The 13,372-nt window shown below is 47.0% G+C and carries 10 protein-coding genes; all 10 read right to left on the reverse strand.

Translation table 11 applies throughout. From position 1 onward, the window contains the following. Positions 1–3: 3 nt before the first annotated feature. Positions 4–1,776 carry a methyl-accepting chemotaxis protein gene (locus tag TREBR_RS07670; RefSeq protein ID WP_013758618.1) on the reverse strand — a complete coding sequence of 591 codons (1,773 nt, stop codon included), beginning with the start codon at positions 1,774–1,776 and terminating at the stop codon, positions 4–6. A 26-nt stretch (positions 1,777–1,802) separates the two neighbouring features. After that, entirely contained in the window at positions 1,803–3,644 is a 1,842-nt protein-coding gene (locus tag TREBR_RS13655) for an adenylate/guanylate cyclase domain-containing response regulator (protein ID WP_013758619.1), read from the reverse strand. Further along, a complete protein-coding gene (locus tag TREBR_RS07680; RefSeq protein WP_041610376.1) occupies positions 3,637–5,703 on the reverse strand; it encodes a hybrid sensor histidine kinase/response regulator in 2,067 nt (688 codons plus the stop codon). Before TREBR_RS07680 ends, TREBR_RS13655 begins: the two co-directional genes overlap by 8 nt. 39 nt (positions 5,704–5,742) lie before the next feature. Further along, complete coding sequence (locus tag TREBR_RS07685; protein ID WP_013758621.1) at positions 5,743–7,035, reverse strand: CheR family methyltransferase; 1,293 nt, start codon at positions 7,033–7,035, stop codon at positions 5,743–5,745. Beyond that, positions 7,028–8,140, reverse strand: coding sequence for a CheB methylesterase domain-containing protein (locus tag TREBR_RS13660; RefSeq protein WP_013758622.1), 1,113 nt, complete (start codon positions 8,138–8,140; stop codon positions 7,028–7,030). The genes TREBR_RS07685 and TREBR_RS13660 overlap by 8 nt, the downstream gene beginning before the upstream one ends. Positions 8,141–8,142: 2 nt before the next feature. Next, positions 8,143–8,529 (reverse strand): hypothetical protein, encoded by a 387-nt coding sequence (locus tag TREBR_RS07695; protein WP_013758623.1) that lies wholly within the window; start codon positions 8,527–8,529, stop codon positions 8,143–8,145. 55 nt (positions 8,530–8,584) lie between these two features. Further along, on the reverse strand, positions 8,585–9,076 hold the full coding sequence (locus tag TREBR_RS07700) for a chemotaxis protein CheW (RefSeq protein ID WP_013758624.1): 492 nt from the start codon (positions 9,074–9,076) through the stop codon (positions 8,585–8,587). Between the two features lie 298 nt (positions 9,077–9,374). Then, positions 9,375–10,502 (reverse strand): molecular chaperone DnaJ, encoded by a 1,128-nt coding sequence (gene dnaJ, locus TREBR_RS07705; protein WP_013758625.1) that lies wholly within the window; start codon positions 10,500–10,502, stop codon positions 9,375–9,377. 145 nt (positions 10,503–10,647) lie between these two features. Then, on the reverse strand, positions 10,648–12,585 hold the full coding sequence (gene dnaK / locus TREBR_RS07710) for a molecular chaperone DnaK (RefSeq protein ID WP_013758626.1): 1,938 nt from the start codon (positions 12,583–12,585) through the stop codon (positions 10,648–10,650). Positions 12,586–12,634: 49 nt separating this feature from the next. Further along, positions 12,635–13,300: a nucleotide exchange factor GrpE gene (locus TREBR_RS07715; RefSeq protein WP_013758627.1), complete on the reverse strand. Its 666-nt coding sequence runs from the start codon at positions 13,298–13,300 to the stop codon at positions 12,635–12,637. Between the last annotated feature and the right edge of the window lie 72 nt (positions 13,301–13,372).

Consider the following 13,372-nt stretch of genomic DNA (forward strand, 5'->3'; position numbering starts at 1 on the left):
TTGTTACGCTCCCTGAATGTCCTCTTTCGGCTGAAGATTCTGCAGTTTCTCTGAAATATTGCACAGATGCTCAGCCGATGTATTTATCGTATGCGTGGAAACGGAGAAGGTCTCCACCGCAGCGGAAAGTTGCCGCAACGTTACGACAATCTGCTCGAATGCAGCCGTCTGCTGTTCGATGATGAATTTGATTTCTTCCGAAGAAGCGTTCGCCTTTTGCGAAGATTCTTTAAGGCCGGTAAAGTTGCCGTATAGTTCCTTCACGATCTCATTGCCAGCTGCAACTTTTTTGCTTCCGTTTAAAGACAGCGTAAGCAGTTTCTCAGACGAATGCTGGATTTCTATAATCTTGTTTCGTATCTCATTCGTAGACTGAATCGTATTGTTCGTAAGCCGGCGGATTTCGTTGGAAACCTGATGGAAATTCTTTCCCGATTTTCCGGCACTTGCAGCTTCAAGCTCCGCGTTGAAAGCTATGATATTCGTCTGATCTGCAATGGAATTTATGATTCCCACGATGTCGGAAATTCCTGAAATTTTACCGCTGAGCGTTTTTATGCCCTCCAAAGTAACCTCGTTCGCCTGATTGATTTCCGAAAGTTTCTGCATGTTCTGCTGAAGTATATTGAATCCATCGTAGATAACTTCCGTAGTACGCCTTGCAACGAGAGACACTTCTCCTATTTTTGAAAATATATTCTGAGCCAACTTGTCGGATTCTTCCATTGCAGACAGCAGCTCCTTTATACCGGAACTTTGTTCAAGCGAGGTCGCCGCCGTCTGCTTGGAAATGACGGAAAGTTCGTTGCTCGCTTCTATGACTTGTGCACTTATATCGGTACTGGCCTTGAGAATTTTCTGAAGGATATCCGAGATGGTGTTTATAAGATGAATATTGTACATGAATTCATTCGATAAATCAGTTCGGGAATGACTGATATTGTGAAGATTATTCCTATTCATGTCTTGCAAAATCGTATTTGTAAAATTAATCGATTCCATCATACGCTTGAACAGCATTGCAGAAAGCGTGCAGTAAAACACAAGGTTCATGACAAAAATGATGCAAACCCTCAGCAATGCGATTTGGAACGAGGAAGAAATGACGAACGATCGCCATGATATACTCATAAAAAATATGTTCACCAGTATAATCGGACCGAAAATATGAAAAACTACCAGTTTTGCAGACGGTGTCCCGAAGCTGTGTTTCTGTTTTATCTCTACCTCGGAAACGCCCTGCCCGACAATTTTTGCAGCATATCCGGAACAGATTTTCTGCGTCTGTACAATCGCAAACACAAATCCGGCATATGCACCAAAAAAACCCGAGCACAGCGCCATAACAGCGACGTCCTGCAAAGCCCCTGCAAAAGTACAGCATAGGATAACCCAGCAGATAACACCGGCATAAAACACACAAAACACCTGTACGCCGACCTTCTCCGGAATTTCCATCACCTGGCGCATAAGCGTTGTACGCTCCCGCTCCGTGGACTCATAGTTGCCAAACCATTCCAAATCGTCGGACAGTCTTTTTGTTATCAACTTATTTGTAAACGGAGCCACCAAAAACTGAAGCACAAGACATATGCAAATTCCTAATAGAACGACCATAGGAATTCGGTCTTTCGGCAGCTGGATTGTTACCATCATATATAGGACGGTCGTAAGTCCCGTAAGTAGATTGGGAAGCATACCGGCCGCAAGCACCTCTTTCTCAAAGTTGCTGCGCTTTGCACCGCCCAATCCGGCGGCCTTTTTTGAAAAAATCATTTCTATCCTCCAATGGTATTCCTTTTTTATTTTGACGTAAGAGCAATGGCACCGTCCCAATTTTCCGGTTTTTTCTCCATGAATTCAACACATCGCTGCTTCATCAGGCAGGCGGACTTATCCTCCGGAGAATGTCTTAATGCCTCCTCAAAATATGAAAGCGCAAGACTGAACGCGCCGTTCATATACATGCTCAGGCCTTTCTCATATACCTGCACGTACGCATCATTTAAAGGCTGCAAATCCGAGCGGTAAATACGCACTCCCTGATTCTTGCCTTTTACCTTCACCGTATCAACCTGCATAAGATTGTAGCCGGCGCGAAGATTTTCTTTTGCTGCCTCCGAAAGTATGATTTTCACACCGTACTGCTTGGTAAGGCCTTCAAGCCGCGAGGCAAGATTTACCGAATCTCCTATGACCGTATAATCAATCTTATCTTCACAGCCGATATTTCCGACGATAACTTCCCCGTAGTGAACTCCGATTCCCACATCAAATTTCACTCCTGCGGGGAGCTCTAAAGATGACAATGAAATTTCAGGCAGAACGGAAATCATCTCAAGCGCCGCATCCGCAGCCCGCGAAGCGTTATCGACATAGCTTACGGGAGCACCGAAAATTGCCATTATCGCATCTCCTATGAATTTATCAATTGAACCGCCGTGCTTTTTTATTATGGAAACCATGCGCGTAAAATAGCCGTTCAGAAAATCAACGACGCTTTCCGGCTGATTGACTTCGCTGATGTTGGTAAAATTCCGTATATCACAGATTAAAATCGCAACCTTTCGCTTTTCATTGGAAGCTTTTTTTTCCGTGTTGTCTGCTTTTATCAAATCATCAATAATTTCCGCCGGAACGAATTTCGAGAATGCAGAGCGCAGCCGGCTTTCCACTAAATGAGATTTTCTGAAACGTACTGCTTCCTCAAGAACAAATCCCAAATTTCTGCATAAATACTCCAGAGACGAAGATTCCTTGTCCGTAAAAAAGGCGCTCCGCTTTGACGCAATATGAAGCGTTCCTATAAAAGATGCACCGTCGATAGGAAAATGCAGGTACGAATTAAAATCTTTGCCGTCCGATACTTCCGCTCCATCTGAAATTTCCTTTGTCCGGCAGGAAAATCCGGCAAGATTGCCCGAACATGACTGAAAATCTTTTTCGCAAATCTTATAGAATGAATTTTCCGTCACGGCAAAATGGTCGATGCCTGTATGATAAAAACAGAGGGGCTCGTCGTTCAAAAAAAGGGCAATCGCATCAAATGTACACAGAGATCGAATTGTCTTAAAAATTTCTTTGACCAATACGTCCGTATCATGCACGAACGGAGATAAGCCGAGTATGGAATTTAAAAGCAGATAGTAGTGACGGCTCCGCTCAATTTCATTGATCACGGTAAGCGTCAAATCCGTTTCACACCGAGCGGAATGAAGCGCTGCCGCTTCATTCCGCTTGAACGCTTCCACGGCGACGTTTTCTTCTGCCGGCGGCTTTACGGAAAAACTTTCCCTAAGCGCCAGAACCAGATTTTCAACGGAATTCCGCTCAAGCGTTACGATATGATTCGCACCTGAATGCTTCGTCCAAAAATCATTATCGGCACTGTCCGTGGAAAACAGGATAAACGGAACGGAATTGCGCTCAAAGTAATTCTTTACAATGCAGCAAAGCTGCGTTCCGGAAATCGTTTTTAATCTGACGTCCGACAGAATGCAGTCGACGTTGTTGTCCAGAATGTACATTCCAGCATCTTTACCGTCGTCAAAGCACATAACGTCAAACGATTCGTCTTTCAGACGGGACGAGATCAGCTGAGTCAGCAAGGCGGAGGTTTCTGCCAATACTATCTTTTTATCCATGCGATAACAGCTCCTTTGCCTTTTCAATTAAATTCTCACGTTCAAAATCCGATTTCACAATATAACCCTGCGCACCCATTTTGCTCACTTTTGCCGCGGTATCGCTCTCAAACACGGACGAAACGACGATGACCGGAATATCCGAAAACTCCGCCGTATGACGCATATTATGGAGAAGAACAAAACCGTCCATGCGCGGCATTTTTATATCGGTAACGACCAAATCAAACCTGCGACCCTTTAGCTTTTCCAGCGCCTCAATTCCGTCGCAAGCTGTATCAACAGCATAATGCTCCGATTCCAAAATGATTTTTTCTATGTTTCGTGTCGTATGGGAATCATCCACTATAAGGACGGAACGGACTTTTGCAGTCTTTTTTACCTCAAGCTCTTTTTCACTGTATATGCTTAATGACCTGAAGCGCTCCATGCAGTTCGGAATATTGAGAACAGGAATAATCCGGTAGTTTTCATCAAACACGACACCTTGCAATCCTTCCACATTCTTCAGAAGCGGAGGAACGGGCTTTATTACGACAGTCTTATAATACAACACTTCGTCAAGCATGACGGCGATTTTCCTGTTCAGATATTCAATCACGATGACGGGCACCTCGGCATCTGAAAGCGCATACGTTCCCGAAAGATTTCCGATAATCGCATCAAAATCATACAGCGGCACGAGCTCATTATGTAAATTCACCACCGGACCTTTCTGCATCATCAAAAACGACGACCGGGGAACGGTAAGGATTTCTTTGACATAATGGGAAAGAACCAGATACGTATTTTTTCCCTGACGGATAAAAAGACCGTCCTGCGTTGCCAATGAAAACGGCAGAACGAGTTCTATGGCAGTTCCTTTGTGCCGATCGCTTGTTATGGAGATTTTGCCTTTCAAACGATCCATCTCCGAGCGTACGACGTCCATTCCCACGCCCCTGCCGGAAAGTTCGGAAACGGTGTCACGAGTGGAAAAACCTGATTCAAACAGGAACTGAATCAAATCGTTCTTCTCCATTTTTTCAATCTCTTTCTCTCGCTCAGGATAGCGGACCTTTGCCGTACTGCGAATTTTCTCAAAGTCGATGCCGCGTCCGTCATCGCTCACCGTTACAACAACCCTGCTTGACTTCTGGTGCACCGTAATACGCACGTATCCCTTTGACGGTTTACCAAGCGATTCACGATCTTCGGCATCTTCAATTCCATGATCAATAGCGTTACGCACCAGGTGAACAAGGATTTTCGGAAGGCGCTCAAGAATCGTTTTATCTATGGTAATTTCCGAGCACGGGATATCAAAATCAACGTCTTTGCCCAGCTTTGCCGCTTCCTGTGCAACGGAATGTTTTAAAGGCTGAAGCATCATGTCAAACGGAAGCATTCGCAGGGCAATAATCCGCTCTTGTATATTAAAACTCTGCTTTTCAAGGACTTCCATATTCTCATCAACTTCCCGGAACAAATTGTCGCCGGCACTGCATTTGCTTTTGACGTCCGAAATCTCATTTTTCAGGCGGATTTGACGCATAATCAGCTTGTCAAACAGCTGAAGAATATCGTTAATCTGCGCGACGTTGATTTTTATCGTCTGAGAATCATGAAAAACAGTAGCATCTTCATCTCCGCCGTCAGCAGTTTTTTTGCCGGGCGCAAAATCTGCGGAAAAGTCGTCGCCGCACGAAGCTCTCCGTATATTCTCAACGGCGGAATCAAAACAAGGGATATTTTCCACTCCGGAGACCTCAATGGAGTCAACGGCCTTGCGAACGACAGAGACGACGGACAAAAGCAGGCTGATCTCCGATTTTTTTATCTCAACATGATTACTCTGGATATTCTTGAACACCGTTTCCATTCCGTGGATAATTTGCTCCACTTTGGAAAATCCCATTATGCGGGATGTACCTTTAAAAGTGTGCAGGATACGCAGCAATTCCTTGAGCAGTTCTTCGTCACGGTCGTTTTTTCCGACCCGTATGCAAAAATCATCCAAACTGTCAAGATATTCCCGCGCCTCGACAAGGTAGTCCTGTATAAAATTCTCCGTGTCCATCAAGTTTGCTTTCACTCTTTCCACTGTTTTCTCCACTTGCTATGATTTCAACTGCCGGCACAAAGACTGTATGTAGGACAAACTGAAAGAACCCAGAATAAATCCGTACCGATTCTCAGGCTGCACGGAATCAAGAAGATTTTTGCACCGATCGAAGCACTGATCGGCTTTATCTGCCATTCCCATATCCTTGAGTACTATCCCGTGATAAAAATATGCCGGCCAAAAATCAGGATTCACCATATAAGACGACGCAAACAATATTTCAGCCGCCTTCTTATTATCCGAATGATACTCAACATATCCCCTGAAAAAATAAGAAAACGGTTTCATCTCCATGTCCTTTCCCAACGACACGGCAATATTCTTTGCTTCTTCAAAACGACTTTCATGCACGTTCCGGCAGATTTCCTCATGAACGGCGGCAAGGGATACAACCGATTTTTTTTCAGAGCATACCTTTGCATACGGCGCAGAAACGCAAAAAGGAATTTTTTTGGCTTGCGTGCGTACATTTTCTTTGACCGGAAGTTCGCTTCTTTTTTGCAGATAATAGACGGAATTGAAATGAGTCTTGTACAGCCGGGACGGAAGTGCGGAATCGTCTATACAACCGATCTCATTCACAGAAAGAAAGAGTTTGCCGTCAGGTTTTAAATATCCCGCCGCCTGCTCCAGAATTTTTTTGCGCGTTTCCTTTTCAAAATAGATGAACACATTCCGCAGAAAGATAATGTCAAACGAAACGTTCCATGGAAGCATCCGGTCCGAAAGCAGGTTGAATTGTCCGGATGTCACTTTTTCGGCAAATTCCCTGTTCAGAACGAACAGACCGGATTCATTCTGTCTACCATAATTTTTCAAACCGGGATGAAACTGAGCTCCATCCTGCCTGAAAGAATTCTTCGTATAAACCCCGGCTTTCAGGGCGGAAAGAACGGTCGAGTCTATATCGGTGGCGTACAAATTTACGTTCACCCCTGATTCAAGCGCCAATGCAAGTACGGAATACGGTTCCTCCCCCGTGGAACAAGCGCCGCACCACACGTCAAAAGACTTTTTCCGAGCTTCAGAAAAAATTTCCGACTGAAGAAATGCAAACTGCTTTTCTTCCCTGAAAAAATACGTCTCATTAATAGTAACAGTCCGTATCAGTTCGTTAAAAACGGCGGAACCGGGAACCAAGACCCCACAATATTCTTCGGGAGAGATATGCTTTTCATGGGATTTTTCCGCTATATACTTCATGAGCGCATCATATTGGAGCGTGCTAACGACGATTCCCGTGAAATCGCGAATTTTTTTTACCGTTTCAAGTAAAAGACTATTCATAGTCAACCGTACTCCATTCAAAGCGCTTTATCCGGGTAGCGCATCCGTCATTGTCTGACGCACGCACAGAAGATGAGACACGTCCGGTAAGTTCTTTAAGTCTTGCGGCAATGTCTTTTAAAGGAAGTACTTCCGTTGATCCGCCGGCGGCAAAAGCCGCCTTCGGCATACCGTAGATTACGCAGGATTCCTCTGATTCCGTGATTGTATAGCCGCCTTTTTCTTTTATCCGGCAGCAGCCTGCGGCACCGTCATTACCCATTCCGGTAAGAAGCACCGCGAGACAGTGCTCTCCAAAAACGTCTGCCGCACTGAAAAACATTTTGTCCACCGCCGGGCGCAGAAAATGAAGCGGCTCGTCGCGGTTAAGCTCCAGCACGACTCCCCTTGCCGTGCTCTTCGTAAACCCAAGATGATAGTCGGCGGGAGCAAAATAAACGTGGCCGTTTTCAGCAACCATACCGTTTTCAGCAAGTTTGACGGGAACAGAAGTACTTGTGTTCAACCAGTCGATCAGATTTCGGTCAAAATTTGAATCGATATGCTGCGTAATCAGAATGGGCACGGGAAAACCGGAACCGATATCCTTGAGCAGCTTTTGAACTGTGCCGGGGCCGCCGGTTGAGACTCCGATAAGAACAATTTTATAATCGGTACGCTCGGCAGCAGGGGAAGCGGAAACGACATCATCAGGGCGATTTTGTCTTGCCGTATCCGTGTACGCTCCCGTGAACAGCAGTTTATTAAACAGATTTTCCAATAACGCGGCATATTCTTTAAGCATCTCAGACGAAGCGCTCTGCATTGAAAAGCGCTCCGCAACGAAAATATTTCCGTAAACGGCGCTTCTCGTATTCTTTTTGTCGGTAAAAAGAACGGTTTTTATTCCCGCCGCCTTCACTTTTAGGATTATCCTATCAAAATTCTTTTCCGCAAAAAGAGCTGAATCAACGATAAGTCCGTCCGTACTTTCTTCACGTACTTTTTTTAAAACTTCTTCCCATGAACGGGCAAAACGTACTTTTTCAAAAAAAGGGTTCTGCCTGAACAGCTCCTTTTCTATGGAGCGAGTGACGGCAGAAGGTTCTCCAACCAAAATATTCATGCTCAACACCTTCCGGCGTGCAGGCGGCTTTTATCAGCGTAAGTATGCAGTAAAACGCCCAGGTCAATAAGAAATCCTCGTTTATTCCCGGAAAAAGTACACGCGCAAATCCCGGTATTCTTTATCCTGCTGAAATAAAAATCAGAAACCAGAGAGAACGAAGCAATGTCTTTCTCTACAACCGAGCAGTCAGCGGAAGTTACAACAATCAGTTTTTTACCATCGTTTTCAGCGAGGCCGTCCTGCAGAATAAAAGACGTTCTTACAAAGGAGTCAAAAACGGCGTCTGAAAACAGCCGCGCACACATATCAAAATCAACATATGAAATTCCGGTCTGCATTTCACGTGCCGCCAAATCATCCTTATTGCAGCAGAATGCGGCGGGCATGAGTTTCTCCACAAGAAAAAAAGCGACATCGGGATATGAAAGGCAGACGAATTTCCTACTGCACTGCAAAATCTGCACCTACCTTCTTAAAAAAAGATTTTATATTGATTACGAGTGCTTCGCGTCCGTCCGCGTGCAGCGTACCGTCAAAAAAGTCAGACATCGCGGTTTCCGAAAACTGCACGACGTTTGTTTCCGGCGCAGAGTAAAAATCCTGTATATCGGTGATTTTCAGGCACGTGTTGCTTGCATCGTTCAGAACGACAAATAAAGCGGCGTTTTGCTCCTCTTCTCCGAGTAAAAGCGCCGGATCGACGACAACATACGGGTCTCCGTAGCGGTTCAGAACGCCTTTTACATACGGCGGCACAAACGGAACGGGAAAAACCTCAAAATCTTTTAAAATCTCTTTTATCTCGTCCGACGGAACCGCAAACAGCCGTTTATTAATGGCAAAAAGCAACCATGTTCTGCTCGGCTCGGCAGAGGCATCGTCTTCTTTATGTATTTTGCATTCCCTGATTTGCTCAACCCAATCCTCTGCCATAACAACTTCCTGTCGCAATGTATTTTCAAACGTTTTTCATGATAAACCATTGGAAGTAAGTATAACACGGATTTTCGGAATTGTGCTGATTTTTCTGTTAATGCACCGTGAATTCGCTTTTCTGCAGGAATTCTGCCCGGCGGTGAAATGAAAACCAAGCCGCCCCAGCATTCGGTTTGAGGCTTTTAAAATATCGCACGCTCAATTCTTCCGGAACCTTTCCGCTCCAATTACAAAAATACCCCCTTAACTGGGTTGTCCAGGAAAGGGGGTACATATCAATAACCGAGGGTCGTTTTTATCGCATAGAAGAAAGCGGAACCGGCTGTGGAGAATCGGTCGCGCCTTCCAAACGGGCGAATTCTTCAAGCAACGATTTCTGCTGCGTATTCAATTTTGTCGGAACCTGCACCATTACTTTGATGTACAAGTCGCCCTTACGCGATGAGCCGGTTACGGGAACGCCCTCGTCGCGCAAACGAAGCATTTTGCCGTTCTGGGTTCCCGACGGAATTTTCAATTTGATTTTTTTACCGTCGAGGGAGGTTACGTATATTTCGGCACCCAAAGCGGCCTGGGCGATGCTCACGGGCACCGCGCAGTACAAATCGTATCCGTCGCGTTCAAAATACTGATGGGAAGCAACGTGCAGTACGACGATCAAATCGCCTGCAGGCCCGCCGTTGCGTCCCGCGTCGCCCTGACGCGGAATGGTAATACGTTTTCCGTCGTCGACGCCGGCGGGGATCGTTATGCTGATTTTTTTACGTTTCTGCTGAAGTCCCGAACCGTTGCACGATTTGCAGGGATTGTCGATAACCGTTCCCGCCCCCTGACAGGTCGGACACGTTTGGGCAACGGAAAAGAATCCCGCGCTGCGGCGGACTTGTCCCGTTCCCTGACAAGTCGGACAGGTTTTGCGTTTTGCACCGTCTGCGCCGCCGGTACCGTGACACGCATCGCACGACTCGCTGTGCTGAAACTGTATCTCGGCCTTCGTTCCGTACACGGCGTCTTGAAACGATATTTCCAAATCGTACCGCAGACTGGAACCCTGCCCCGCAGCTTCGGCACTCGAACGCCTGCGTCCGCCGCCGCCCCCGAACAGGTTTTCAAACATACCTGAAAAGTCGCCGAATATATCGCTGAAATCGTTGAACGCGTGCGAATATCCGCTGCCTCCTCCGCCGCCTCCCATCCCTTCAAGACCGGCGAATCCGTACTGGTCGTAAATCTGGCGTTTCTGGTCGTCGGAAAGTATTTCATAGGCTTCGGTTGCCTCTTTGAATTTATCTTCTGCTTCTTTGTTTCCGGGATTTTTATCGGGATGATACTGCACCGCAAGTTTGCGGTAACCTTTTTTTATTTCGTCTTTCGTTGCGTTTTTCTGGACACCCAGAACTTCGTAATAATCGCGTTTTGCCATTAGAATTTGCCTTCCATTTGTAAATTACGTATGATTATATCACAAAAAAGAATAGCGGCGCAACACGGCATTTTGCTTCAGTATAAAAACGGAACGGAGGCAGAAATGAATCTGCCATTCCGTTCCGTTTCATGCAGTATGCGGATTATTTATCGTCGTCTACGACTTCGTAGTCGACGTCATCCGCAGAGCCTTTTGCCGAGGCGCCGGAACCGGCTGCACCTGCGGAACCGCCCATATCGGGACCTGCTCCGTCAGCACCGGCCGTGCCGCCTGCAGCCTGCTGCTGCTTATACACTTCTTCAGCAATCTTATACGACGCCTGTTTCAGTTCTTCCGTCTTGGCTTTGATAGCTTCGACATCGTCTCCGCCGAGCGCCTGCTTCAAGGCAGCAACCGCGTCTTCGATTTTCTGTTTATCGGCAGCGGAAACTTTATCGCCCAGTTCTTTTACACTCTTTTCAGTCGCGTACACGAGCGAATCGGCTTCATTGCGGACTTCCACGCGTTCGCGTTCCTTTTTATCAGCTTCGGCGTTCGCTTCAGCTTCTTTGACCATACGGTCGATTTCGCTTTCACTCAAACCGCTTGAACTTTCGATACGTACGGATTGCTCTTTACCCGTTCCGAGATCTTTCGCCGAAACGTGTACGATACCGTTTGCGTCGATATCGAACGTTACTTCAATCTGCGGCACTCCGCGGGGAGCCGCCGGAATACCTATCAAATCGAACCGACCGAGGGTACGGTTCTGGGAAGCCATTTCGCGTTCACCCTGCAAAACGTGGATCGAAACCGCCGTCTGACCGTCCGCCGCAGTGGAGAAAATCTGACTCTTGCGGGTAGGAATCGTCGTGTTGCGCGGGATGAGTTTTGTGAAAACTCCGCCCATCGTTTCAATACCGAGCGAAAGCGGCGTTACGTCGAGCAGCAGTACGTCTTTGACGTCTCCGCCCAAAATACCGCCCTGAATCGCGGCGCCGACGGCAACCGCTTCGTCCGGGTTAACGCCTTTTGAACCTTCTTTACCGAACAGTTCCTTTACGACCTGCAGGACTTTCGGCATACGGGTCGAACCGCCGACAAGCAGCACTTCGTCAATCTTATCGGCCGAAATACCGGCGTCTTTAAGCGCTTTGCGGCACGGTTCCTTGGTGCGTTCAAGCAGATCGTCCGTCATCTGTTCAAATTTCGCCCGGCTGAGCGATTTCTGCAAATGCTTCGGACCGCTCGCGTCGGCGGTAATAAACGGAAGGTTTATTTCCGTACTTGCAACCGCGGAAAGCTCGATTTTGGCCTTTTCCGCCGCTTCGCGCAGACGCTGCAGCGCCATTCTATCTTTAGACAAATCGATACCGGAATCGGCTTTGAATTCGTCTATCAGCCAGTTGATGATACGCCGATCGAAGTCGTCGCCGCCGAGGTGCGTATCACCGTTCGTCGATTTGACTTCAAAAACACCGTCACCCAATTCAAGGATCGAAATATCGAACGTACCGCCGCCCAAATCGTATACAGCGATCGTTTTTTCGGTTTTCTGGTCTTTATTAAAACCGTACGCCAAAGAGGCTGCAGTCGGTTCGTTGATAATGCGCTTGACGTCGAGCCCCGCAATTTTACCGGCGTCTTTCGTCGCCTGACGCTGTGCGTCGTTAAAATACGCCGGAACGGTAATGACCGCTTCGGTAACGGTTTCTCCCAGATAATCTTCCGCCGTTTTCTTCATTTTCTGAAGGATAAACGCGCTGATTTCCTGAGGCGAATACTGTTTGCCTTCAATGTCGATGCGGACGTCTTCACCGTGGTCGACGACTTTGTAAGGCACCATTTTTGCTTCGCCGGACAATTCGCTGTAGCGATGTCCGATAAACCGTTTAATGGAATAAACGGTGTTTTCCGGATTCGTTACCATCTGGTTTTTTGCCGGCTGACCGACGACGCGTTCACCTTTCGCCGTAAAACCGACGATAGACGGTGTGGTGCGGCCGCCCTCCGAATTCTGTATGACGACCGGCTCTCCGCCTTCCATAACGGCGACGCACGAGTTCGTTGTTCCCAAGTCAATACCAATAATTTTTCCCATAATTTTATCTCCTCTTCTGCTGCACGTCCCGCAGCAAAATCATTCCGTACTATATTTTGGAAGAATCGGCGTTTTCTTCCGCTGCAACTGAACCGTCGGGCATTTGCACCATTACTTTGGCGTGGCGAATCACCCGATCTTTCAATTTGTATCCTTTTAAATATATTTCCGAACAGATGGGTTCGGCAACCGGCCCGTTTGAACTTCCGATCGCTTCATGCACATTCGGATCGAACGAATCGCCTTTAGCGCCGTAACCGCTCAGATTATATTTCGTTTCAAGCATCGATACCAAACGGTCTTTCGTCATCTGAACGCCTTCCACGACGGACTGCACGTCCGTTGCGTTTCGTGCCGATTCGAGCGCCCGGTCAAAATTGTCGAGGCTTTCCAAAAGATCCGACAGCAGATTCGTATTCGCATAGTCGAACGCATCCTGTTTTTCACGGATCATCCGTTTCCGATAATTATCGAAATCGGCAACTTTCCGCAGATACTGATCTTTCAGTTCCGCGTTTTCCTTTTCAAGGGCACTGATTCGCTCTTCCGCAGTCGGTTCAGCCGGAACATCCTGCCCGTTTGCTTCCGATTCGGCGGGCGCGGCGTCCGTTTCTGCCTGCGCGGCTTTTACTTCGGCCTCTTCCCCTCCCGCAGACGCACGCTGCGTTTGTTCTTCGGCAGGCGTTTTCTGCTTTTCACCCTTATGCTCTTTCATCTGTACGTCACATCCTGTCTTATGTTATCTTAATATAGATAAGATACTAATATAATATAAAAAACGTCAACT

Origin of the sequence: Treponema brennaborense DSM 12168 (assembly GCF_000212415.1) — a bacterium.
GTDB classification, from domain to species: domain Bacteria; phylum Spirochaetota; class Spirochaetia; order Treponematales; family Treponemataceae; genus Treponema_F; species Treponema_F brennaborense.